21 protein-coding genes and 1 pseudogene are annotated in these 24,437 nt (G+C 60.2%); 13 read left to right on the forward strand and 9 right to left on the reverse strand.

Going from position 1 to position 24,437, the window contains the following annotated elements; translation table 11 throughout:
* Window positions 1-10: 10 nt before the first annotated feature.
* On the reverse strand, window positions 11-247 hold the full coding sequence (locus tag KVQ82_RS13135) for a hypothetical protein (protein ID WP_041067263.1): 237 nt from the start codon (window positions 245-247) through the stop codon (window positions 11-13).
* A gap of 183 nt (window positions 248-430) precedes the next feature.
* Here KVQ82_RS13135 and KVQ82_RS13140 point away from each other — a divergent pair, with 183 nt between their 5' ends.
* Together KVQ82_RS13140 and KVQ82_RS13145 are read left to right on the forward strand one after the other, a co-directional pair.
* A complete protein-coding gene (locus KVQ82_RS13140; protein WP_041067261.1) occupies window positions 431-988 on the forward strand; it encodes an NADPH-dependent FMN reductase in 558 nt (185 codons plus the stop codon).
* Window positions 989-1,148: 160 nt separating this feature from the next.
* Window positions 1,149-2,432 carry an arsenic transporter gene (locus tag KVQ82_RS13145; RefSeq protein ID WP_041067257.1) on the forward strand — a complete coding sequence of 428 codons (1,284 nt, stop codon included), beginning with the start codon at window positions 1,149-1,151 and terminating at the stop codon, window positions 2,430-2,432.
* Window positions 2,433-2,563: 131 nt separating this feature from the next.
* Here KVQ82_RS13145 and KVQ82_RS13150 read toward each other — a convergent pair whose 3' ends face one another.
* Entirely contained in the window at window positions 2,564-3,514 is a 951-nt protein-coding gene (locus tag KVQ82_RS13150) for a DUF1853 family protein (protein WP_041067253.1), read from the reverse strand.
* Window positions 3,515-3,629: 115 nt separating this feature from the next.
* Between KVQ82_RS13150 and KVQ82_RS13155 the strand changes: the two genes are divergently transcribed.
* The 6 genes from KVQ82_RS13155 to pepN are packed head-to-tail and all read left to right on the forward strand — an operon-like array spanning window position 3,630 to window position 10,145.
* Window positions 3,630-4,520 carry an NAD(+) kinase gene (locus tag KVQ82_RS13155; protein ID WP_003224174.1) on the forward strand — a complete coding sequence of 297 codons (891 nt, stop codon included), beginning with the start codon at window positions 3,630-3,632 and terminating at the stop codon, window positions 4,518-4,520.
* Window positions 4,520-5,491, forward strand: coding sequence for a metallophosphoesterase (locus tag KVQ82_RS13160; protein WP_027613139.1), 972 nt, complete (start codon window positions 4,520-4,522; stop codon window positions 5,489-5,491). Before KVQ82_RS13155 ends, KVQ82_RS13160 begins: the two co-directional genes overlap by 1 nt.
* Window positions 5,488-6,357: a rhomboid family intramembrane serine protease gene (locus tag KVQ82_RS13165; protein ID WP_222019092.1), complete on the forward strand. Its 870-nt coding sequence runs from the start codon at window positions 5,488-5,490 to the stop codon at window positions 6,355-6,357. Before KVQ82_RS13160 ends, KVQ82_RS13165 begins: the two co-directional genes overlap by 4 nt.
* Window positions 6,358-6,389: 32 nt before the next feature.
* Window positions 6,390-6,650: a YeaC family protein gene (locus KVQ82_RS13170; protein ID WP_003224178.1), complete on the forward strand. Its 261-nt coding sequence runs from the start codon at window positions 6,390-6,392 to the stop codon at window positions 6,648-6,650.
* The gene (locus tag KVQ82_RS13175; RefSeq protein ID WP_086792766.1) at window positions 6,647-7,477 is read left to right on the forward strand and encodes a DUF2797 domain-containing protein; all 831 of its coding nucleotides are present in this window, start codon (window positions 6,647-6,649) and stop codon (window positions 7,475-7,477) included. The genes KVQ82_RS13170 and KVQ82_RS13175 overlap by 4 nt, the downstream gene beginning before the upstream one ends.
* 10 nt (window positions 7,478-7,487) lie before the next feature.
* The gene (gene pepN, locus KVQ82_RS13180; protein ID WP_222019093.1) at window positions 7,488-10,145 is read left to right on the forward strand and encodes an aminopeptidase N; all 2,658 of its coding nucleotides are present in this window, start codon (window positions 7,488-7,490) and stop codon (window positions 10,143-10,145) included.
* A 141-nt stretch (window positions 10,146-10,286) separates the two neighbouring features.
* Here pepN and katG read toward each other — a convergent pair whose 3' ends face one another.
* A complete protein-coding gene (gene katG / locus KVQ82_RS13185) occupies window positions 10,287-12,557 on the reverse strand; it encodes a catalase/peroxidase HPI (RefSeq protein WP_095668984.1) in 2,271 nt (756 codons plus the stop codon).
* 334 nt (window positions 12,558-12,891) lie between these two features.
* Here katG and KVQ82_RS13190 point away from each other — a divergent pair, with 334 nt between their 5' ends.
* Together KVQ82_RS13190 and KVQ82_RS13195 are read left to right on the forward strand one after the other, a co-directional pair.
* Window positions 12,892-14,928 (forward strand): TonB-dependent receptor, encoded by a 2,037-nt coding sequence (locus KVQ82_RS13190; protein WP_222019094.1) that lies wholly within the window; start codon window positions 12,892-12,894, stop codon window positions 14,926-14,928.
* A gap of 343 nt (window positions 14,929-15,271) precedes the next feature.
* On the forward strand, window positions 15,272-15,700 hold the full coding sequence (locus KVQ82_RS13195) for a hypothetical protein (protein ID WP_140396012.1): 429 nt from the start codon (window positions 15,272-15,274) through the stop codon (window positions 15,698-15,700).
* A gap of 45 nt (window positions 15,701-15,745) precedes the next feature.
* Here KVQ82_RS13195 and KVQ82_RS13200 read toward each other — a convergent pair whose 3' ends face one another.
* Window positions 15,746-17,977: an LTA synthase family protein gene (locus KVQ82_RS13200; protein ID WP_222019095.1), complete on the reverse strand. Its 2,232-nt coding sequence runs from the start codon at window positions 17,975-17,977 to the stop codon at window positions 15,746-15,748.
* 311 nt (window positions 17,978-18,288) lie between these two features.
* On the opposite strand from KVQ82_RS13200, the gene KVQ82_RS13205 reads away from it, so the two are divergent.
* Window positions 18,289-19,305: an ABC transporter substrate-binding protein gene (locus KVQ82_RS13205; protein ID WP_222019096.1), complete on the forward strand. Its 1,017-nt coding sequence runs from the start codon at window positions 18,289-18,291 to the stop codon at window positions 19,303-19,305.
* 44 nt (window positions 19,306-19,349) lie between these two features.
* Here the strand turns inward: KVQ82_RS13205 and KVQ82_RS13210 are convergent.
* The 3 genes and pseudogenes from KVQ82_RS13210 to KVQ82_RS13220 form a co-directional block, all read right to left on the reverse strand.
* Window positions 19,350-19,935 (reverse strand): annotated as a pseudogene (locus tag KVQ82_RS13210) (isochorismatase family protein).
* Window positions 19,936-19,989: 54 nt separating this feature from the next.
* Window positions 19,990-20,826, reverse strand: coding sequence for a pirin family protein (locus KVQ82_RS13215; RefSeq protein WP_222019097.1), 837 nt, complete (start codon window positions 20,824-20,826; stop codon window positions 19,990-19,992).
* 10 nt (window positions 20,827-20,836) lie between these two features.
* A complete protein-coding gene (locus tag KVQ82_RS13220) occupies window positions 20,837-21,898 on the reverse strand; it encodes an alkene reductase (RefSeq protein WP_222019098.1) in 1,062 nt (353 codons plus the stop codon).
* A gap of 102 nt (window positions 21,899-22,000) precedes the next feature.
* Here KVQ82_RS13220 and KVQ82_RS13225 point away from each other — a divergent pair, with 102 nt between their 5' ends.
* Window positions 22,001-22,882, forward strand: coding sequence for a LysR family transcriptional regulator (locus KVQ82_RS13225; protein ID WP_222019099.1), 882 nt, complete (start codon window positions 22,001-22,003; stop codon window positions 22,880-22,882).
* Complete coding sequence (locus KVQ82_RS13230; protein WP_222019100.1) at window positions 22,875-23,141, forward strand: hypothetical protein; 267 nt, start codon at window positions 22,875-22,877, stop codon at window positions 23,139-23,141. The genes KVQ82_RS13225 and KVQ82_RS13230 overlap by 8 nt, the downstream gene beginning before the upstream one ends.
* A 68-nt stretch (window positions 23,142-23,209) precedes the next feature.
* Here KVQ82_RS13230 and KVQ82_RS13235 read toward each other — a convergent pair whose 3' ends face one another.
* The gene (locus KVQ82_RS13235; RefSeq protein WP_108182937.1) at window positions 23,210-23,689 is read right to left on the reverse strand and encodes a copper chaperone PCu(A)C; all 480 of its coding nucleotides are present in this window, start codon (window positions 23,687-23,689) and stop codon (window positions 23,210-23,212) included.
* Window positions 23,689-24,294 carry an SCO family protein gene (locus KVQ82_RS13240; protein WP_041067212.1) on the reverse strand — a complete coding sequence of 202 codons (606 nt, stop codon included), beginning with the start codon at window positions 24,292-24,294 and terminating at the stop codon, window positions 23,689-23,691. Before KVQ82_RS13240 ends, KVQ82_RS13235 begins: the two co-directional genes overlap by 1 nt.
* Window positions 24,295-24,437: the final 143 nt, after the last annotated feature.

Raw genomic sequence — 24,437 nt, forward strand, 5'->3', positions numbered from 1 at the left:
TAACGCGCGGTTATTGAGCAACGGTTGGCTCGGGTTCGCGGATCAGGGTGATGTCCGACTGAACCAGCAAAAACTCATTGTCACTGAGTTTCTTGACTCGATCGCCAATCGCCAGTTTGTAGGTGGTGACAGGCTCCATGCCGGTGAAACCGTCTGCCGACGGGGTGGATTCCTGGAACTCATGCACGGAATAAACGCGGCCTTCCGCATCTCTTGCATGGAACTGACCGACGAGTACTGCTGCCATCTGCTTAGAACCTCTGGAGATAAATCGCTTGATTTGCGGCTTGGTAGACCGTCATCAAGCCCTGTAAGTTTTCCTGCAGGAAAAAAATAATCAGCACAGAGGAATTTCCTGCGCATGCTGGTGAAACGGTCATCGAATCATCTATAACTACTGGCTCTTCCCACGGACAGTCGAGAGTCTTCCATGAGCAATGTCTACAACGTCGCTGTAGTCGTCGGCAGCCTGCGCAAAGCATCGATCAACCGCAAAGTGGCGCTGGCACTGGCCGAGCTGGCACCGGCGAACCTGAAACTGAAGATTGTCGAAATTGGCGATCTGCCGCTTTACAACGAAGACATCGACGGCGATTCACCGCCGGCAGCCTACAGCACTTTCCGCCAGCAGGTGGGCTCTTCCGACGCGGTGCTGTTTGTCACCCCGGAATATAACCGCTCGGTGCCGGCGCCTTTGAAGAATGCGATTGACGTGGGTTCGCGGCCTTATGGCAAAAGCGTCTGGAGCGGCAAGCCGGGGGCGGTGATCAGCGTGTCGCCGGGAGCCATTGGCGGTTTTGGCGCCAACCAGCATCTGCGCCAGTCTTTCGTGTTTCTCGATGTGCCGTGCATGCAGCAGCCGGAAGCGTACCTGGGCGGTGCGGGCTCGGCGTTTGACGAGGCGGGCAAATTGAGCGAGTCGGTCAAGCCGTTCCTGCAAAATTTCATCAATGCGTATGGGAAATTTGTGGAACAACACAAAAAATAATCGGGTCAGAGCTGCGGCTTGAGAAAATCCTGTGGGAGCGAGCCTGCTCGCGAAAGGGCCATCAGCCACACCTCGTGGTGACTGACAGTCCGCTTTCGCGGGCAGGCTCGCTCCCACAGTTGTGTGGTTTGGTTTATTTCATTCATTAAGGCTGTCGCGAATGCTCGCTGCGTCACTGATCTTCCTGCTGACCATCACCCTTGTCATCTGGCAACCCAAAGGCCTCGGCGTCGGCTGGAGCGCGACGCTCGGCGCCGTGCTCGCATTGATCTTCGGCGTCGTGCACCTGAGCGATATTCCGCTGGTGTGGCAGATCATCTGGAACGCCACCGGCACCTTCGTCGCACTGATCATCATCAGTCTGTTGCTCGACGAAGCGGGATTCTTCGCCTGGGCCGCGCTGCATGTGGCGCGCTGGGGGCGGGGCAGCGGGCGCAAGCTGTTTGCCTACATGGTGCTGCTCGGCGCGCTGGTGTCGGCGCTGTTCGCCAATGATGGCGCGGCACTGATCCTCACGCCGATCGTGATTTCGATGCTGCTGGCGCTGCGCTTTTCCCCGGCGGCAACCCTCGCGTTCGTCATGGGCGCCGGTTTCATCGCCGACACCGCGAGCCTGCCGCTGGTGGTGTCGAACCTGGTCAACATTGTTTCGGCGGACTTCTTTCACATCGGCTTCAACCGCTATGCGGCGGTGATGGTACCGGTCAACTTCGTCAGCGTGGCCGCCACTTTGGGCGTGTTGATGTGGTTCTTCCGCCGCGACATTCCCAAGGCCTACGACCCCGAACAGCTTGAACAACCGCATACGGCGATCCACGACAAAGCCACGTTCTACGCCGGTTGGGTGGTACTGGTGATCCTGTTGATCGGCTGCTTCTTCCTCGAACAGCTGGGCATCCCGATCAGCGCGATCTCCGCAGTCTGCGCTGCGTTGCTGCTGGGGATCGCTGCCCGTGGTCACAAGATCTCCACGCGCAAGGTGCTGAAAGAAGCGCCGTGGCAGATCGTGATTTTTTCGCTGGGCATGTACCTGGTGGTCTATGGCCTGCGCAATGCCGGGCTGACCGGCTACTTGGCCGGCTGGCTGGATGTGTTCGCCGGTTATGGCGTGTGGGGCGCGGCGCTGGGCACCGGGGTACTGACAGCGCTGTTGTCGTCGATCATGAACAACCTGCCGACGGTGCTCATCGGTTTGCTGTCAATTGATGCCAGCCAGGCGAGCGGTGTGGTCAAGGAAGCGATGATTTATGCCAACGTGATCGGCAGTGACCTGGGGCCGAAAATTACCCCGATCGGCAGTCTGGCGACGTTGCTCTGGTTGCATGTGCTGGCGCGCAAGGATATCCGGATTGGCTGGGGGTATTACTTCAAGGTCGGGATTGTGCTGACGGTGCCGGTGTTGTTGATTACCTTGGCGGCTTTGGCGTTGCGGTTATCCCTTTAGACCGAGTTGATCCCATCGCTGGCAAGCCAGCTCCCACAGGTTTTGTGATGCGGCTCAGAAAGTGAGCACACAGAAGATCCCTGTGGGAGCTGGCTTGCCAGCGATGGGGCCGGTGCAAACACCGCAAAATCTCAGGCCTGGCCCGGCACATTCGGCCAGAGATCCGCCACCAGAAACAACCGCTCCGCCTCTTCCCATTCACCCCGGGCATTCTCGGTCAGGCGCACCATCAGTTGCGCCGGAGCCATCGGTTCCAGGGTGTCCAGCCACCTCTGCAGGTGTTCAGTGCTCCAGGTCTGATCTGCCGGGTAGTGGGCCGGTGCCAGCCACGCATGGCGGGGCAGCGGTTGCCAGCGTCCGGCCGGGCGCTGGGCGACGAACGCCGGCCAGTCCTTCTGATGCAACCAACTGCCGCGCAGATGCTGCGGATGCGCCCCCTTCGGCGGCTCGGCGTGACCGGGCCACGGGTACAACAGGTAGCCGCCCAGCCACAACTGCGCACTGAACACTTCGATATCCAGCGTGGCCAGTACCGCACGGCTTTCCGGGCGCGCCGAGATCGGCAGCTGGTGTTCGGCCAGATGCGCCAGTTTGCGGTCCAGTCGATCGTGGCAACCCGGCCCCAGCCACTGCGCCGGGTCGTGGCCGTCGCCATTCTGCGGGCCGAGATAGAGCTTGATCGCCAGTTCCAGGTGATGCACGCCGTCGCGGTCGCGCAGCAGCATGTCCAGTTCACCGAGGGTGTGGCCTTCGCGGCGGATCGGCAGGTTGGCGGCAATCAGTTCGATGCCCGGCGCATGCTCCACGGCAAACTGCCACAGCCGTTCGTAATACAGGCCCAGTCGCCGAGTGCGCGCCTGCGACAGCCAGTGCAGCAAGCCATAACTGTCACGATCGAGTTGCCGCAGCCACTGCTCCAGGCGCGCCGGATCGCTGACCCAATCGCTGCCGGCCAACGGATGGCGCTGTGGCCACGGCGTCGCCGCGAGCATGGGCGGCGCGAGAATCACCCACGCCAGATCCCGCACTTCCGGATGGCGTAATTGATGTGGCAACTGGAGAAGGTCGGGAAACAGGATCATCTTGCGAGCATAGCCTGAAACACGCGCGCACCCTTGAGGCTGAAAGGATTTTGTCTATGGCGGGCTTTCGCCCATAATCGTGCTTTTCGCGTTTTCGATTGTCCGCAGAGGTCCCATGGAGCAATTTCGTAATATCGGCATCATCGGTCGCCTGGGCAGTTCCCAGGTGCTGGATACCGTCCGCCGACTGAAACGCTTTCTGCTCGATCGTCACCTGCACGTGATTCTCGAAGACACCATCGCCGAAGTCCTGCCGGGCCACGGCCTGCAAACCTCGTCGCGCAAGATGCTCGGCGAAGTCTGCGACATGGTCATCGTCGTTGGCGGTGACGGCAGCCTGCTCGGTGCCGCTCGCGCGTTGGCCAAGCACAATATTCCAGTGCTGGGGATCAACCGTGGCAGCCTCGGCTTTCTGACGGATATTCGCCCCGATGAGCTGGAAGTCGAAGTGGCCAAGGTGCTCGACGGCCACTATCTGGTAGAAAACCGTTTCCTGCTGCAAGCCGAAGTCCGCCGCCACGCCGAGGCCATCGGCCAGGGCGATGCGCTGAACGATGTGGTGCTGCACCCGGGCAAATCGACGCGGATGATCGAGTTCGAGCTGTACATCGACGGCCAGTTCGTCTGCAGCCAGAAGGCCGACGGTCTGATCGTCGCCACCCCGACCGGTTCCACCGCTTACGCGCTGTCGGCGGGTGGCCCGATCATGCATCCCAAGCTCGACGCCATTGTGATCGTGCCGATGTACCCCCATATGTTGTCGAGCCGGCCAATTGTGGTCGATGGCAACAGTGAGCTGAAAATCGTCGTGTCGAAAAACATGCAGATCTACCCGCAGGTCTCCTGCGACGGGCAGAACCACTTCACCTGCGCGCCGGGCGACACCATCACCGTGAGCAAAAAAGCCCAGAAGCTGCGGCTGATTCACCCGCTCGACCACAACTACTACGAAGTCTGCCGGACCAAGCTCGGCTGGGGCAGCAAGTTGGGTGGTGGAGGCGACTGATGCTCGATCCCGCGCGCAGTTATGACTTGATTGGTGACGTGCACGGATGCGCCCTGACCCTCGAACACTTGCTTGACCGCCTCGGTTATCACAAGCAGGGCGGGGTCTGGCGGCATCCATCGCGCATGGCCGTGTTCGTCGGCGACATCATCGACCGTGGCCCGCGGATCCGCGAAGCCCTGCACATCGTCCACGACATGGTCGAGGCCGGGCAGGCGCTGTGCATCATGGGCAATCACGAATTCAACGCACTGGGCTGGAGCACGCCGGCGCTGCCGGGCAGCGGCAAGCAGTTCGTGCGCGAACACACGCCGCGCCATGCACGCCTGCTGCACGAAACCCTGACCCAGTTCGAAGACCATCCGGGCGACTGGCATGACTTCCTCAACTGGTTCTACGAACTGCCGCTGGTGGTCGATGCCGGACGATTCCGCGTGGTGCACGCCTGTTGGGATGCCAGCCTGATCGAACCGTTGCGCGGGCTGTTCCCCGATGCGCGTATCGACGAGCATTTTCTCCAGGCCTCGGCCGTGCCCGGCAGTTTTGCCTGCACGGTGTTCGACCGCTTGCTGCGTGGCACCGACATGCGCCTGCCGGATGGCCTGACCATGACCAGCGGCGACGGTCTGGTGCGTTCGTTCTTCCGTACCAAGTTCTGGGAAGACGATCCGAAAACCTACGGCGACATTGTCTTCCAGCCGGATGCACTGCCGGAGCCGGTGGCGCAGAAGCCGCTGACCTCCAGCGAAAAAAACAACCTGCTGCGCTACGGTATCGACGAGCCGTTGTTGTTCGTCGGCCATTACTGGCGCAGCGGCAAACCGGCGCCGATCCGCCCGAATCTCGCGTGTCTCGATTACAGCGCGGTGCTTTACGGCAAACTGGTGGCCTATCGTCTGGATCAGGAAACACGCCTGGATCCGCATAAATTTGTCTGGGTCGATGTCGAGCGGCCGGAGGTGCTGCAATGAGTGCGGTAGCGGTATTGCGTCTGCCACTGGCGGTGGATTTGAGTGGTTTCGTCAAACTGCTGCAACGGATGCAGGTGCCGCATCGGGTCAGTGAAGAGGCGGGCGAGCAGGTGCTGTGGGCCCCGGTGGAAATCAGCGAGGACGTACGTTCGCTGTACGAGCGCTTCCCGGCCGGCGATCCCGATCAGCAACTGGACATCCCGCTGGCGCCGACCTTCAAGCGCCCGAGCTTCGCCGAGCAACTCAAACACGCCAAGGCCACCGGATTGATCCTGCTGCTGAGCCTGCTGGTCGGTGGCCTGACCTATCTGGGCGACAACCTCGAAACGATCCGCTGGCTGACCTTCCTCGACTTTCGCGTGGTGGGCGAGTACATCCAGTTCACCCCGCTGGCCGACAGCCTGGCGGCGGGGCAGTGGTGGCGCCTGTTCACGCCGATGCTGCTGCATTTCGGCATCCTGCACCTGGCCATGAACGGCATGTGGTACTGGGAGCTGGGTCGGCGCATCGAGTCACGTCAGGGCAGCATCAATCTGCTCGGTCTGACCCTGTTGTTCAGCCTGGTGTCGAACTACGCGCAGTTTGCCTGGAGCGGCCCGAGCCTGTTCGGCGGCTTGTCCGGCGTGCTTTACGGACTGCTCGGCCACTGCTGGATTTTCCAGTTGTTGGCGCCGAATCCGGCGTATCGCCTGCCGCGTGGCGTGCTGGTGATGATGCTGGTGTGGCTGGTGATCTGCATGTCCGGGCTGGTCTCGATGATCGGGTTCGGCCAGATCGCCAACGCCGCCCACGTCAGCGGGTTACTCATCGGATGCTTCACCGGTTTGTTGGGCGGTTTGTATAACCGCCGTAAACTGGCCGCCTAACATTTCAGTGAATAAAGAGCACGGAGACCCAGATGTCCTCTTTTAACGACATGATCAAGAACATCACCCCGGACATCTACGAGAGCCTGAAACTGGCCGTGGAAATCGGTAAGTGGTCCGACGGCGGCAAACTCACCGCCGAACAGCGCGAGCTGTCGCTGCAGGCGATGATCGCCTGGGAAATCCAGAACCTGCCTGAAGACCAGCGCACCGGTTACATGGGCCCGCAGGAGTGTGCGTCGAAGTCGATCGAAGTGCCGAACATCCTGTTCAAGTCGGATGCCATCCATTGATCGAGATTGGCCGCGGTGCAATCAGTAAAATGTCGGCGCGCCTGGACGGGCCGAATGTGCAATACGCGTTTCGTCTGGATGACGTCGAGGTGCCGGTCAACCCCATGATCGGCACCACGGTGCGTCTGGAGTACCTGGGGGCGATTCATTGCACCCATTGCGGGCGCAAGACCAAAACCAGTTTCAGTCAGGGTTACTGCTACCCGTGCATGACCAAACTGGCGCAGTGCGACCTCTGCATCATGAGCCCGGAGCGCTGCCACTTCGAGGCCGGCACCTGCCGTGAGCCAGCGTGGGGCGAAAAATTCTGCATGACCGATCACGTGGTCTATCTGGCCAACTCGTCGGGGATCAAGGTTGGCATCACTCGTGCTACCCAGTTGCCGACCCGCTGGCTGGATCAGGGCGCGAGTCAGGCGCTGCCGATCATGCGCGTCGCCACACGTCAGCAGTCGGGCTTCGTCGAAGACCTGTTCCGCAGTCAGGTGGCCGACAAGACCAACTGGCGCGCCTTGCTCAAGGGCGATGCGGCGGCGGTGGATCTGGCGCAAGTACGCGATCAGCTGTTTGAAAGCTGCGCTGAAGGCTTGCAAGGTCTGCAACAGCGATTCGGCCTACAGGCAATTCAGACGATTGCCGATGTAGAACCTCTCGAAATCCGCTATCCGGTCGAGCAATACCCGGCCAAAATCGTCAGCTTCAACCTGGACAAGAACCCGATTGCCGAAGGCACGCTGCTGGGGATCAAGGGTCAGTACCTGATTTTCGACACCGGCGTGATCAACGTTCGTAAATACACGGCCTATCAGCTCGCCGTGCATCAATAAGGATTCCAGCATGCGCACCGAACAACCGAAGATGATTTACCTGAAGGACTATCAGGCGCCCGAGTACCTGATCGACGAGACGCACCTGACCTTCGAGCTGTTCGAGGACCACAGCCTGGTCCACGCGCAACTGGTGATGCGCCGCAACCCGGAGCGTGGCCCGGGCCTGCCGCCACTGGTACTCGACGGCCAGCAGCTGGAACTGCTGTCGGTGACCCTGGCCGACCAGGAACTGAGCGCCGGCGATTATCAGCTGACTGAAAACACCCTGACCCTGCAGCCGGCCAGCGCCAGCTTCACGGTCGACACCAGCGTCAGAATCCACCCGGAAACCAACACCGCGCTGGAAGGCCTGTACAAGTCCGGCACGATGTTCTGCACCCAGTGCGAGGCCGAAGGCTTCCGCAAGATCACTTATTACCTCGACCGCCCGGATGTGATGAGCAAGTTCACCACCACGGTGGTCGCCGAGCAGCACAGCTACCCGGTGCTGCTGTCCAACGGCAATCCGATCGCCTCCGGCCCGGGCGAAGACGGCCGGCACTGGGCGACCTGGGAAGACCCGTTCATGAAGCCGGCGTACCTGTTCGCGCTGGTGGCCGGTGATTTGTGGTGTGTCGAAGACACCTTTACCACCATGACTAACCGTAATGTCGCGCTGCGCATTTACGTCGAGCCGGAAAACATCGACAAGTGCCAGCACGCGATGAACAGCCTGAAGAAGTCGATGCGCTGGGATGAAGAGGTCTACGGTCGCGAGTACGACCTGGACATCTTCATGATCGTCGCCGTCAACGACTTCAACATGGGCGCGATGGAGAACAAGGGCCTCAACATCTTCAACTCCAGCGCCGTGCTGGCCCGCGCCGAAACCGCCACCGACGCCGCGCACCAGCGGGTCGAGGCGATCGTCGCCCACGAATATTTCCACAACTGGTCGGGCAACCGCGTGACCTGTCGCGACTGGTTCCAGCTGTCGCTCAAGGAAGGCTTCACCGTGTTCCGCGACGCCGGTTTCTCTTCGGACATGAACTCGGCCACGGTCAAGCGCATTCAGGACGTGGCGTACCTGCGTACCCACCAGTTCGCCGAAGATGCCGGTCCCATGGCCCACGCGGTGCGCCCGGACAGCTTCATCGAGATCTCCAACTTCTACACCCTGACCGTGTACGAAAAGGGCTCGGAAGTGGTCGGCATGATTCACACCCTGCTGGGCGCCGAAGGCTTCCGCAAGGGCAGTGACCTGTACTTCGAACGCCACGACGGTCAGGCCGTGACCTGCGACGATTTCGTCAAGGCCATGGAAGACGCCAACGGTGTCGACCTGACCCAGTTCAAGCGCTGGTACAGCCAGGCCGGCACACCGCGTCTGGCGGTCAGCGAGTCCTACGACGCTGCGGCGAAAACCTACAGCCTGACCTTCCGCCAGAGCTGCCCGGAAACCCCGGACAAAGTGGAAAAACTGCCGTTCGTGATCCCGGTCGAACTGGGCCTGCTCGACAGCAAGGGCAACGAGATTGCCCTGCGTCTGGCCGGTGAAGCGGCAGCGCAAGGTACCAGCCGTGTGATCTCGGTGACTGAAGCCGAGCAGACGTTCACCTTCGTCGACATCGCTGAACACCCGCTGCCATCGTTGCTGCGTGGTTTCTCGGCGCCGGTCAAACTGAGCTTCCCGTACAACCGCGACCAGTTGATGTTCCTGATGCAGCACGACAGCGATGGCTTCAACCGCTGGGATGCCGGTCAGCAACTGTCGGTGCAGGTCCTGCAGGAACTGATCGCGCAGCAGCAGAAGGGCGAGAGCCTGGTGCTTGATCCGCGTCTGATCTCGGCGCTGAAAACCGTGCTGTCCGATGAGTCGCTGGATCAGGCCATGGTCGCTGAAATGCTTTCGCTGCCGAGCGAAGCGTATCTGACCGAAATCAGCGAAGTGGCAGATGTCGAGGCGATTCACAGCGCACGCGAGTTTGCCCGCAAGCAACTGGCGGACAACCTGTTTGAAGCGCTGTGGCTGCGTTATCAGGCCAACCGCGATTTGTCGAAGCAGACGCCGTACGTGGCCGAGGCCGAGCACTTTGCCCGTCGTGCGCTGCAGAACATCGCGCTGTCGTACCTGATGCTCAGCGGCAAGCCGGAAGTGTTGGCCGCTACGCAAGAACAGTTCGAAAACAGCGACAACATGACCGAGCGCCTGACTGCGCTGGCGGTGCTGGTCAATTCGCCGTTCGAAGAACAAAAGGCCAAAGCGCTGACAACTTTCGCCGAGCACTTCAAGGATAACCCGCTGGTCATGGATCAGTGGTTCAGCGTGCAGGCCGGCAGCACGTTGCCGGGCGGTCTGGCACGGGTGAAGGCGTTGATGCAGCATCCGGCGTTCAACATCAAGAACCCGAACAAGGTGCGTGCGCTGGTCGGTGCGTTTGCCGGGCAGAACCTGATCAACTTCCACGCCGCCGACGGTTCGGGCTACCGCTTCCTCGCGGATCTGGTGATCGAGCTGAACGGTTTCAACCCGCAGATCGCCTCGCGGCAACTGGCACCACTGACCCGCTGGCGCAAATACGACAGCGCCCGTCAGGCCTTGATGAAGGCTGAGCTGGAGCGGATTCTGGCGTCGGGTCAATTGTCGAGTGATGTGTACGAAGTGGTCAGCAAAAGCCTGGCGTAACGCTCGCCTTATCAATATTTCAGGCGAACACAAAACCCTGTAGGAGCTGTCGAGTGAAACGAGGCTGCGATCTTTTGATTCTGGTTTTTTAAATCAAGATCAAAAGATCGCAGCGTGCCGCAGCTCCTACAGTTTATTGCGTTACTTCAGATCAAACCGATCCAGCTCCATCACCTTGGCCCATGCCGCCACGAAGTCCTTCACAAACTGCTCCTTCGCGTCAGCACTCGCATACACCTCGGCCAGCGCGCGCAAAATCGCGTTGGAACCAAACACCAGATCAACCCGCGTCGCCGTCCACTTCACGCTGCCGGTCTTGCGGTCGCGTCCTTCGAACTCGTCTGCCGCCGGTGAGGTCGGCTTCCACTCCACGCCCATGTCCAGCAGGTTGGTGAAGAAGTCGTTGCTCAGCGTTTCAGTGCGCGAGGTGAACACGCCATGCCGGCTTTGCCCGACGTTGGCCCCCAATACCCGCAGACCACCGACCAGTACGGTCATTTCCGGAGCGGAGAGGGTCAGCAGTTGCGCCTTGTCGATCAGCAATGCTTCGGCGGAAACGGTGTATTTGCCTTTGCTGTAGTTACGGAAACCATCGGCAATCGGTTCGAGGAAACCAAACGACTCGACATCGGTTTGCTCCTGAGTCGCATCGGTTCGACCTGGATTGAACGGCACCGATACCGAGTGCCCGGCGTTTTTCGCCGCTTGTTCGACCCCGGCGTTACCTGCCAGCACGATCAGATCTGCCAGCGACACTTTCTTGCCGGATGAGCCGGCGTTGAACTCGTTCTGAATGCCCTCAAGGGTTTTCAGCACCTTGTCCAGTTGCTCCGGCTGATTGGCCTGCCAGAATTTCTGTGGGGCCAGACGCAGACGGCCACCATTGGCGCCGCCACGCTTGTCGGAACCACGGAAGGTTGATGCGGCGGCCCATGCGGTGGACACCAGTTGCGACACCGACAGCCCGGACGCCAGCACTTTGCTTTTCAGCGCGGCGGCATCGTTGCTGTCGATCAGCGGGTGAGTGGCCTCAGGAATCGGGTCTTGCCACAGCAGTTCCTCGTTCGGCAGTTCCGGTCCGAGGTAGCGCGACAGTGGGCCCATGTCACGGTGGATCAGCTTGTACCAGGCGCGGGCGAAGGCGTCCGCCAGTTGGTCCGGGTTGGCCAGGAAGCGTCGGGCGATCGGCTCGTAGATCGGGTCGAAACGCAGCGCCAGGTCGGAAGTGAGCATGGTCGGCGAGAGCTTTTTGCTCGGATCGTGCGCATGGGGAACGGTGCCCGCCCCGGCGCCATTTTTCGGTTTCCACTGGTGCGCACCGGCCGGACTCTTGAACAGTTCCCACTCGAAACCGAACAGGTTTTCCAGGTAATTGTTGCTCCACTGGGTCGGGGTGGTGGTCCAGGTGACTTCGAGGCCGCTGGTGATGGTGTCGGCGCCTTTGCCGGTGCCGAATGCGTTGCGCCAACCGAGACCTTGTTCTTCCAGTCCGGCCGCTTCCGGCTCAGGCCCGACATTGTCGGCAGGGCCCGCGCCGTGGGTCTTGCCGAAGGCGTGACCGCCGGCGATCAGGGCCACGGTTTCTTCGTCGTTCATGGCCATGCGGCCAAAGGTTTCGCGGATATCGCGACCCGAGGCGACCGGATCGGGATTGCCTTCCGGGCCTTCCGGGTTGACGTAGATCAGGCCCATCTGCACGGCGGCCAGCGGGTTTTCCAGGTTGCGTTCGCCCTGATCGGTGCGGCTTTCCTCTTTGCCATGCAGATCGGGTTCGGCCACCAGTGTGCCGTCCCCGGGTTCTTGCATGGCTGACTTGTCTTTGCCGTAACGGCTGTCGCCACCGAGCCATTCGCGTTCCGAACCCCAGTACACGTCTTCATCCGGCTCCCAGACATCGGGACGGCCGCCGGAGAAACCGAAGGTCTTGAAGCCCATGGATTCCAGTGCGACGTTGCCGGTGAGCACGATCAGGTCGGCCCAGGAAATATTGCGACCGTATTTCTGCTTGATCGGCCACAGCAGGCGCCGGGCCTTGTCGAGGCTGACGTTGTCCGGCCAGCTGTTGAGCGGGGCGAAACGCTGCTGGCCGGACCCGGCGCCCCCGCGCCCGTCGGCAGTGCGATAGGTGCCGGCACTGTGCCAGGCCATGCGGATGAACAGCGGGCCGTAGTGGCCGAAGTCGGCTGGCCACCAGTCCTGCGAGTCGGTCATCAGCGCGCGCAGGTCTTGTTTCAGGGCCTGGAAGTCCAGGCTCTTGAAGGCTTCAGCGTAGTTGAAGTCCTTGCCCAGCGGATCGGACTTGGGCGAGTGCTGGCTGAGGATCTTCAGGTTCAGTTGATTCGGCCACCAGTCACGGTTCGTCGTACCACCACCGGCAGCGTGGTTGAACGGGCATTTCGATTCATTTGCCATGTTCGGATCCTTATCAGGTCTTGTGCGGCCGGCTCATGCCGACTTCGGACTAGTAAGGCTAGACCCGACTCGGGCAACCAGCTAATAGGCCGACTATTGGAGGTTGATAGGCGCAGTCTTTCAGCGTTTTCGCCTATTGCGCAGGCTGGATGATTGTCTGATTCGACCCTGAAATCCCCGTGCTTGAGGGCTTGCTGCGAAACGGATTGCAAGAATCGTGATGACAAAAAGAAATGTTATTGTATAACATAAAAAAGATTTCATTCTGTTTCTGCCAGCGTTACTCGCCAAACGCCGGCAGCGATCTCATTTTTCTGCTCATGGAAGTTCTGAAATGCCTGCCCGTTCCCAACCCCTTCAACGACGCCTGACTCCTCTGGCCGTCGCGCTGCTTGTTGCTTCACCCGTGTTCGCCGCCGAGCCGCTCGAACTGCAACCGCAAGTCATCACCGGCAACCCGCTGGGCAGTCAGACCCTGGCATCGCCCTCGACCGTCCTCAGCGGCGACGACCTCACGTTGCAGCAGAAGGGCAGCCTCGGCGAGACGCTGAACAAGCAGCCCGGCGTGTCCTCGTCGTACTTCGGCCCGGGCGCGAGTCGGCCGATCATTCGCGGGCAGGACGGTGACCGCATTCGCATCCTGCGTAACGGCGTCGGCGCGCTGGACGCCTCGTCGCTGTCCTACGATCACGCGGTGCCGCTGGACCCGGTCAACGTCGAGCGCATTGAAATCGTCCGTGGCCCGGCGGCGTTGCTGTACGGCGGCAGCGCGATCGGTGGGGTGGTCAACACCTTCGATAACCGCATCCCCACCGAAGCCATCGAAGGCATTCACGGGGCCGGCGAGTTGCGTTATGGCGGGGCCGACACCACCCGCAGCAGCGCGGGGAAACTGGAGGCCGGCAACGGTCAGTTCGCCTTGCACCTGGACGCCAGTGCCCGGGAGTTCAATGACCTGAAAATTCCCGGCTACGCCAAGACCGGCACGGCACGCGCCAACGACGACGGCGACTCGCGCAGGCATCGGCTCGCCAACAGCGACGGTCGTCAGGATGGCGGCGCCGTCGGCAGTTCCTACACTTGGGATGACGGTTACGCCGGGCTTTCCTACAGCCATTACGATTCAAACTATGGCTCGCCCGCCGAAGACGACGTGCGCATTCGCATGCAGCAGGAGCACTACGCGTTCGCCTCGGAAATGCGCAATCTCGACGGGCCGTTCAGCTCGATCAAACTTGATGCCGGCTACACCGATTACCAGCACCGCGAAATCGAGGGCGGTGAAGTCGGCACCACCTTCAAGAACAAGGGTTACGAAGCTCGGGTCGAGGCTCGGCATCAGCCGCTGGGCCCGTTCAACGGGGTGATCGGCGCCCAGGTCAGCCGCAACGAATTCTCGGCACTGGGCGAAGAAGCCTTTGTGCCGCACACCGATACCGACGCTGGCGCACTGTTCATTCTGGAGGAGTTGCAAGCCACTGAGCGCCTGCTGTTCACCCTCGGCGGACGCCTCGAACACACCAGCGTCGACCCGGACGCCAAAGGCAATGAGCGCTTTGCCAATGCTGACCGCTCCAGCAGTTTCACCGCAGGCAGCCTGTCGTCCGGCGCGTTGTACACGCTGACGCCGATCTGGTCGGTCGCCGCGACATTGGGCTACACCGAACGCGCGCCGACGTTCTATGAGTTGTACGCCAACGGCGCTCACGTCGCGACCGGCACCTATGAAGTTGGCGATGCCGGACTGTCGAAAGAAAAAGCCGTGTCCAGCGACCTCGCACTGCGCTTCGACAACGGCACGCACAAGGGCAGTGTCGGTGTGTTTTACAGTCACTTCTCCAACTACATCGGCTTGCTCGGCACGGGCCGTACACTGAATGACGAAGGCGAAGAAGATGCTGGCGGGATTCCCGAATACACCTACTCGGGCGTGCGTGCACGTTTCAGCGGCATCGAGGCGCAGGATCGCTGGACGCTTGGAGAAAATGCCTACGGCAAATTTGCTTTGGAGCTGTCCGGCGATTACACCCGCGCCAAGAATCTCGACACCGGCCAGGACCTGCCGCGCATCGCGCCGCTGCGCTTGAACAGTGGTTTGCTGTGGGAACTGGATCGCTGGCAGGCGCGGATCGATATCGAACACGCCAGCTCGCAGCACCGTGTGCCAGACAACGAAAGCAGCACCGACGGCTACACCACGCTGGGCGCCAATGTGGGTTATCACTTTGATGTCGGCCAGAGCAAATGGCTGGCCTTCGTCAACGCCGAGAACCTGACCAACCAGACCGTGCGTTACGCCAGTTCGATCCTGCGTGATATTGCACCGGCAGAAGGGCGCAGCATTCAGGTCGGGTTGCGCACGACGTTCTGATAGCCCTTCGCCCCCCTGAAGGAGCTTCCGCAGCCTGCGGCAGCTCCTTCAGGGGCATCAGCTTGATTGTGCGGTGTCATCCTCCGGCAGTGCATCCGGCGGATTTTCCTGCCCCGGTAACTCGGTGATCACACTGAAATCCGTGACCTCGATCGCGCCCAGTCCATAGCCGGCTCATACATTGTCGCAAACTGCTTTGATACCGCAGTTAATTGTTTTTTTTAAACTTCTTATTTCGATTTCAGCTAAGAACCTGTCAGTTATGACAGTAGCGCCCAAGATAATTGAGGCATAGCTTTTCAAGCGCAGGCAACCGCCTTCAAACGGATCGGAGCGCATCGACATGCAAAATTCAAATAAATCAGAAAAGCAAATTTTCGACCTGATTAATGAAAATCACCATCAATATAAAGGAACGTTCAGTGCACACGTTGATGGAAGAGAGTTCATGGTCGCGAAGACAAACTTGCTTTTTCATACGGCAGATAAGGACTATTTCATTGTTGGGGCTGATGATTACAACCACAACGTCGTTACCTTCTGCGTTCCACAGGACTTGATAAAGGACGGCCCTCACCAGGTGAGATGGTACGAAGGTGGGCTGGTTTGGAGCGTTAGGATCTCAAACGTGTCTCACGTTATTAAACAAGGACTGGCAAATGTGACGTTCTTACGGACAGGCGAAAATCGATCCGGTGTTTCAGGTGACATCGATTTTGTTTTGCCTGATGGAAAGACAGTTACAGGTAAATTTGAAATTAAGCGTATTTAGTAAATGCCAAGGGACGGATCCAACCAATCCGTCCCCTCCCTGATTTCAACTCGATTGCATCGTTTCATCGTCCGGCAGCGCATCCAGCGGTTCTTCCTGCCCGGGTAACTCGGTGATCACACTGAAATCCGTCACCTCGACCGCACCCAGCCCATAACCCAGCAAGTGGAACGAAAACGCCTTGCGCTGTTGCGGGTTGTCGAAGCTGAAATCCATTTCCAGCGGCTGATCAGCCGTGGCGACCATCTCGGTTGGCAGACCCAGTTGCACGTCCTGTTCGAACTCCTTGGCCTTGAGCTGAATGTACGCCGCCTGCTGCGGGTCCACCGAGCGCACGGTCAGGCGCACGCGGGTGTGCGAGCCCTTGGGCATTTCCAGATACTGCGCGCCAATCAGGTTGTCGGCCCAGTCATCGTTGATCTGCGCCTGCAGTGGGATGACGTTATTGCTGCCGAACTGGTAACGCTGATTGAGCGGGGTGCGCAGCAGCGACAGGTCCAGCGCCATGGCCCGCGCGGCAATCTGCCGGGCCTGCTGGCTGCTTTCATTGCCCTTGAAGGTGGCACGCTCGGCAATGAATCCGGCGCTTTCGTAGTAGCGGCAACGGCGCGGCATGTCGCACTCGGAGAAGATCCCCTGACCATTGTGGTAGCGCAGTTTGCCGTTGGTGTAGGACATGATTTCACGCCCACTGTCGTAGTCGCGAAACAGCGAGCGGCCGCTCAACGCCGTCGGCACTGGCAAGTCGAAATAGTCGAGGATCGATGCGCTCAGATCGACATGACCGTACACCCCGGCATTCAGTCGCGGCAGTTGCTCATGTTCGGGGGCCAGCGTCAGGTTGAAGCCCCACGACGACGCCAGACGCACGCCGTCGATGCCGTGGGATTCGTCCGAGGTGATCACCACCAGCGTGTCCCTGAGCACGCCTTGGCGTTCGAGGCCGCTGAGGAACTGCTCCAGCGCATCGTCGAGATAACCGACAGCGGCCTGCTTCGGTGTCTCGTAGCGCGCCAGATAGTCTTCCGGTGCGGAGTAGGGCTGGTGGGTGCCAACGGTCAGCAGGGTGAGCATCCACGGTTGCTTCTGCTGCTTCAGTTGACCAACGTAATCCAGCGCGCCTTCGAAGAACGCCTTGTCATCCTTGCCCCATGGAAACTCCAGATGGTTGGCGTTAGAGAACCATTCCAGACCGTGGGTCGCATCGAAACCGATGTGCGGCATGATCTTGTCTTTGGCCATGAAGCGCAGACCGGCGCCTTGCAGGTAGTGGGTGCTGAAGCCGTGCTGGCGCAACTGCGCCGGCAGGCAGGCCTGATTGCGCTCCTGCTGGGTGAGCATTTCCACGCCTTTGGGCGTGCCGTTGTTGAGCTTGTCGTAATCGCCACAGAGCATGGCGTACAGGCCGCGAATGGTCTGGTGCGTATGCAGCACGTAATCCGGGGTGTTCATGCCGCGCTCGGCCCAGCGGCTGAGGTTGGGCATCAGGTCTTCCTGATAATGGCTGCCGATGGCCTCGCGATTGGCGCGGATGTACGCGCCGGGAATGCCTTCCAGAGCGATGATCAGCACATTGCGCGCCTGACCCGGTGCGGCCAGCAGCTTATGGCCATTGAGATCCAGATCGGTCAACCCAGCCATCTGTGGCGCGGGTTCTTCGACGTCACCGTCCAGCCATTCCTCGGCCTGCAACTGCAGATCGGCGACTTGCGAGGCGAGCAACTGATGCGGCAGGTTGTACATGCGCCACGGATCTTCCTCGCTCGGCCACTGGTTTTGCACGCCCAAGTGCGCAGCGAACAGCAGCGCCGGTGCGGCCCACACGGCACGGGGCAGGGCAGCAGCGGGTTGCGCGCGATTGGCGAAACGCGTCAGCAACCAGAGCAGCAGCGCCAGCAGCAGGGCAGCGCCCAGCGCCGGGTGGGCGAAACCGCCACCGGTGGAGTTTTCCACGAACTGCGGGTCAATCAGGTAATGCAGGTCGGCAGGATTCGGCAGTCGGCCGACAGCGCTGACCAACTCCGCCGTCGCCACCGCCAGCAACCCCCAGAACAGCAGCAACGGCAACGCCAGCCACCACGCACGGCGATGCAGCAACAGCACCAGCGAACTGCCAATCGCCAGGTCGGACAAATAGCCCAGCGGCGACGACCAGCCCAATGCCGCGCGCAGGCACACCGGTACGATCAGTACCAGCAGAATCAGGGAAAACAGGCGGGCATGCGGTTGCCGCAACCAACGCAAAAGAACGCTCACAAACAAAGACCTTCCAGCCATCAAACCGTCATAAAAGTGTGCGCGATGATACCAAGGGTGGCCTGTGTGATCGCCCTTTTAAACGCGTGGCTGATCTGCTCGCACAGACACGGCGCAGGGCTTGAGGCCGTGACCAGCGCTGGTGTCAGCCCGCTAGTGACTGACGCACAACGTGTAACTGATGGCAGATTTATTGTTTCAGGCTGTTTAAATCAGCGCATGACGGCCAATGCGAGCGTGCTATGGATATTCGATAACGGTATTTAATTTCTGTTTTTTATAGCGATAGAGTTCGGCCTTTCAGCCAAATCCACCCCTGCTGCGAGGTTGTCATGGCCACACCGTTCAAACGTTCTGCGCTGACCCTGTTGGCCGCATCTCTGGCGAGCAGCATGCTGTTCAGCAGCGGTGCGCAGGCCGAAGGCAAGATCAGCATCGCCCAGCAATTCGGCATCGGTTATCTGATTCTCGATGTGGTCCGTGATCAGCAACTGATCGAAAAACAAGGCCGGGCGCAGGGGATGGAGATCAAGGTCGACTGGAACAGCATCTCCGGCGCCACTGCCATGAACGAAGCACTGCTCACCGGTGCGCTGGACGTGGTCTCCGCCGGGGTGCCGCCGATGCTTACCGTGTGGGATCGCACCCGTGGCAAACAGAACGTCAAGGCGATTGCCTCGCTCGGCTCGATGCCCAATTACTTGCTGACCAACAACCCTGACATCAAAACTCTGAAGGACTTCAGCGACAAGGATCGTATCGCCGTACCGGCGGCGGGCGTGGGGTTCCAGTCGCGGACCCTGCAGATCGAAACGGCCAGGGAATTCGGCAATGATCAGTACAAGAAATTTGACGACATCTCGGTCAGCCTGCCGCATCCGGACGCCACGGCGGCGCTGATTGCCGGCGGGTCGGAAATCAACGCGCATTTCTCCAGCCCGCCGTTCCAGTATCAGGCGCTGCAAAACCCCAACGTGCACAAAGTGCTGAGTTCCTACGACGTGCTCGGTGGTCAGGCCACCTTCAACGTGCTCTACACCACGGAAAAATTCCACGACGACAACCCCAGAACCTACAAGGCGTTCTACGATGCGCTGGCCGAAGCGGAAAAAATAATCAAAGCCGACAAACCCGCCGCCGCCCAGGCGTACATCCGCGTCGAACAGTCGAAGCTGCCGCTGGCGCTGGTCGAGCAGATCGTCACCGATCCGGAAATCGACTTCACAGTGGTGCCGCAACGTACGTTCATCTATGCCGAAAAACTGCAGGAACTGGGCGTGCTGAAGAACAAGGCCGGCAGCTGGAAGGATTACTTCTTTGAAGAGGCGCATGGTGGCGCGGGGAGCTGATGCATAAAAACAGCCGCCGAGCGGCGGCTGCCTGAGTTGAGTGATCAGGACTGCAAGGCTTCCATCAACACCTGCACCAGTTGGCCACCCTCAGGGGTTGCCCAACTGCCGGCCAGTTCGGCGATCAACTGATTGGTCGTGGTCAGGGTCACCCCCCCCTTTGTCCATGCGGCGCAAGGCGATATCGTCGGCCATGACGCTCGGCGATCCGCCGCCATCGGCAACCACCTGCACTTCATAACCGTCGCGCACCAGACTCAACGCCGGGTATACCGTGCAGACGTCGTTGGTGACCCCGGCAATAATCAGCTTCTTGCGTCCGGTCGCCTTGACGGCGCCGGCAAAGTTTTCATCATCCATGGCGTTGACGATGCCCAAGCGTTTGACTCGTGCGGCGAACTCGGCAGGCAGGATCGTCTCAAGTTCGCTGAGCAATGGACCCTGAGCGTATTCCTCCATACTCGACGTCAGCACCACCGGCAGTTTGAGAATGCTTGCGGTTCTGGCGAGCATCAGGGCATTGCGTTTGAGTTCTTCGAACGGAATGGATTTCACCCAGCCCATGGTGCCCACCTGATGGTCGATCAACAGCAGGGCAGCATTATTGGCACTGAATTTCTCGTAACTCATGGTATCTCTCCTGGCAGATGTTACGGGGCACGGCGCCCCGGTCGATGGAACGGTTCAACGGGGTTGCAGAGTTCCGAACTCACCGCGCTGATAGGCCGCAACCGCCCGTTTCAGCGCGTCTGACGAGGCAAGTGCCAGCGGCCCCTGCCAATACACCGGTTGATGCAATGGCACACCACGAAACACCACGGCGTGGGCGGGCGTATCTGTAGCCCGCAGGGTGATGCTGTGCGCTTCGCCGCTGGCCAGGCTCACGGGTACCTGCGCGTTGTCGATGGTGAAACGCTGGTCGTCGATCCAGATGTCGCCGTCGATTGGCATGACGAATGCCGACTCGCCGCTGGCAACGGGAATCCGCACTTCGTGCCTCGGCTTGATGCTGATATCGAGCAGGCTGACGTCGGTCGGCAGATCCAGCGGCGAGCGGGTGTCGAGAAAGGCACCCAGTGGCACCCGGATTTCGGCCCCCGGCAAACGCAAGACCGGCACGTCTTCAGGGGCAAGACTGAGGGCAAAAGGCGCAGCCTCCTGAAATGCGAGCGGCAAATTGATGAAAATTTGCAGCATGTGTACGGTCTTGCCGCTTTCGTTCGGGACCTCTTCGTGAACGATGCCTTTGCCGGCGGCTGTCCAGTGCAGGCCGCCCGGTCGAATCAAGTTGCGGTTGCCCAGCGAATCACGGTTGTCGATTGCGGTTTGCGAGTCGGCAAACAGATACGACACCGCGCTGAACCCCGCGTGTGGGTGGGGCGCAAACGTCGGCCCGCTGATCCACGCATGGTCTACGGCAAGAAACGGGTCGATGCTGACATCCGGCTGCCCGCCGTGCAGAGAAAAGGCACGGAAATGGCTGCCGTGACGCATGGACTTCAAGGAGGCGCGGGCGGACATGGCAGACTCCTTACACTTGGCTCAATGTCGGATAGTCGATATAGCCCTTGGCGCCCGGGGTGTAGAACGTGTCTTTGTCCGGTGCATTGAGTTCGGCACCGAGACGCAGACGCTCGGGCAGATCCGGGTTGGCAAGGAACGCACTGCCGAACACCACAGCATCCGCTTGTGCGTTTTCGATCAACGCCTGGGCGGCGGCTTGATCGAGTCCTCCACCGATCAGGTAGCGACCGTCGAAGAGTGGCCGCAGCAACGCGTGATAGTCGGTCTTGGCGCCAAACAAGGCGACGTGCAAATAAGCAAGGTCGAGACTGTGCAGGTGCTCGACCAGATAGGTGTACGTTGCTTGTGGGTCGGCATCGATGATGTCGTTGAAATTCATCTCGGGGGAGATTTTCAAGCCCACGCGATCACTGCCAATTTCCGTGGCAACTGCCGCCAGCACTTCGAGGAGGAACCGCGCGCGGTTTTCCACCGAGCCGCCATATTCATCGCTGCGCTGGTTGCTGCCAGAGGAGAGAAACTGCTCTGGCAGATACCCGGAGGCCCCATGCACTTCAACACCATCGAAACCGGCCTCAATCGCCCGGCGAGCTGCCTGACGGTAGCCTTCAACCACTGCGGCAATTTCGACCACGCTCAGTGCATGCGGCGTGACGAAGTCTTGCAGGCCATTCGAGGTCCAGGTCTGACCAGCCGGTTTGATCGCCGACGGTGCCAGGGGCAGGGCGCCGCGGGGTAGCAGCGACGGATGGGAGATTCGTCCGCTGTGCATCAATTGCATGAAAATTCGGCCGCCTTGAGCATGCACCGCGTCGGTGACTTGTTTCCAGGCGCTGACCTGTTCGTCGGTCTCGATCCCGGGAGTACGCACGTAGCCTTTACCCGTCCCCTGGGGATACACGCCTTCACTGATGATCAGGCCGGCGCCGGCGCGCTGCGTGTAATAAGTGGCGACCAGATCACTGGGTACACCGTCGTCATCGGCACGGGATCGAGTCATCGGTGCCATCACCAGACGGTTCTCAAGTACAACGCGACCCATCTGGACGGGCGTGAATAGCGAACTCATTTTGCTGCTCCTCGGTAATTGATGTGGCTATCATTGATCAATCCGTTTTCGGGATAAATCCGCTAAAGATGAAATGACTATTCCACTCATGGAGCAATTCCCGTGGAGCTTTTGAACGATATGGCGCTGTTTGTGGAGGTAGTGAAGGTGCGCAGCTTTCGTCGCGCGGCCGAGGCACTGGGCATGCCCAATTCGACTCTATCGCGGCGCATCAGCGGCCTTGAAAAGGCCATTGGCCTGCGTTTGCTACATCGCACCACGCGCAAGCTTGAACTGACTGAAGCCGGGCAGCTGTACTTTGACCGCTGCAAGCGGATCGTCGAGGAGGCGCGCCTGGCGCACGAGCAACTGGGTGAAATGCTGGCGCAGCCCAGTGGACTGTTGCGCGTGTCGATGCCGGTGGATTTCGCTAACGTTTATCTGGCACCGCTGATCGCCGAATTTGCCGGGAATTACCCGGGCATCAGCTTCGATTTCGACCTTACGCCACGCCAGGTGGATCTGGTCAGCGAGCCGGTGGATGTCGTGATCCGCATGGGTGAGCCGGCGACGTCCAATCTGATCGCCCGCAAGCTCACCACGTTGCGACGCGGGTTGTATGCATCACCGGGGTATCTGCAGCGTTTTGGTACGCCGCGGCAACCGAGTGATCTGGTGAAGCACGAGTGCTTGCGTTTGCGCACGCCAAGGCCGGACAACTGGATCCTGTCTACGGCCGGAGAGACGATTGAAGTCGAAATCGCCGGACGCTTTCAGCTCAACAGTGTCGGCATGCTCAGGCGCCTGGCCATGCTTGATCAGGGAATCGCCGTGTTGGCCGAAGGCATTGCCGCCGAAGATCTGGCCAGCGGCGCGTTATGCCGGGTGTTGCCAAAGTGGCAGTCCAGTTCAATTGCGGTATACGCACTGACGGAAACCCGTTTGTTGCCGGCCAAGACCCAGCGTTTCATCGAGTTTTTGCGTGAGCGGCTGGTGGATGTCTGAGGATGTTGTCGGCGTCAGCCTGAAGCTGTTCACCTGGAAAACCGTACTGATCACCCTTGGGCTGTGGACAGTGGTCAACCTGATCACTGGTTGGCTGGGGTTCTTTGCGGCGGCCGGTTATCTCGGTTATCGCTGGAGTCAGGTGTTGAAGCGCAAGCAGCAGTTGGCTGCGGCGCCCGTGGAGAAAACTGCGGCGGCACCGCGCTCGGGGATGTCGAGAGAAAGTGTGCGCAACGCACTGGCTCGCAAACGCGGCTGACTTGCGCAATAAAAAGGGGCGACCTGATCATCAATCAGGCCGCCCCTTTTTATTTCCGCGCAGTCAGATCAATGCATCTTGCTGTGATCGTGTCCTTCCATGTGCGTCAGCGCACGGACTTCGGCTTTGACTTCGACGGTCTGTTTCTCGCCCTTGGCGTTTTCCACGGTCAGGGTCAGCGGCACGCTTTCGCCTTCCTTGAGCTGAGCGGTCAGGCCCATCAGCATCACGTGGTAGCCGTTCGGGTCGAAGCTGACCGCTTTGCCGGCCGGCAGGTCGACCGATTTGACCGGGCCCATGCTCATCACGTCGTTCTTCATGGTCATTTCGTGGATCTGTACATCTTTGGCCACTGGCGAGGCCACGCTCAGCAGTTTGCTGTGGCTGTCGGCGGTGACGGTCATGAACGCGCCGCTGGCCGATTGGGTCGGCACGGTCGCACGAACCCAGGCGTCGTCGACCTTGGTCTGAGCGCTGGCCTGAAACGCCAGGCCCAGCAGGGACACAGCGAGAACGGCGCGTTTGATGTTGTTCAAAACGGGGTGCATCAGCAGACCTCCATAACGGTGAGCAAATCTTCCGTGCACTCTTGTGCCGAAAGCGATACAGACAGACCCAGGCGCAACTGGCCGCGCGAGTCGTAGACGTAACTGGTGGACGTGTGGGAGATCGTGTAGGTATCGCCCGCCGGGACCTTCTCGTAGAACACGTCGAATTCCTTGGCCGTGGCCTTGGTTTCCTCGACGGTGCCGTACAGCGCGACGAAGCTCGGGTCGAAGGCTTTGACGTAGCTGTCGAGGATCTGCGGGGTGTCGCGTTCCGGGTCGAGGGTGATGAAGATCACCTGCAGACGGTCGCCGTCCTTGCCCATCAGTTTCTTGATTTGCGCGGCGCGGGCGAGGGTGGTCGGGCACACTGCCGGGCATTGGGTGAAGCCGAAGAAGATCATCGGCATCATGCCGCGGAAGCTCGACAGCGTCATGGTTTCGCCGTCGGTGTTCTTCAGCTTGAAGGTGCGCCCGAGGATCTTGTCGCTCAGGTCCTTGCCGTACTTGTACGACAGTTGGCCACGGGTGTCGCAGCCGGCGAGCAGGCCCAGGCCCAGCACGCCCATTCCCGCAAGCACCTTGCGGCGAGTCAACAAAGCCGTCATCTAATACCGCCTTTTGCAGCCCGTCAGTCGGCAGGACTGGCGGGGGGTTAACCGTAAAAGCGGCGCATGATACCAAACTGACGGCAGACGCCGGCCACGGATCGCTGCGTGGCGCAGGATCGGGCGACAAAAGGTGTAAGAAA

Source organism: Pseudomonas sp. AO-1, assembly GCF_019775695.1.
Lineage (GTDB): Bacteria > Pseudomonadota > Gammaproteobacteria > Pseudomonadales > Pseudomonadaceae > Aquipseudomonas > Aquipseudomonas parakoreensis.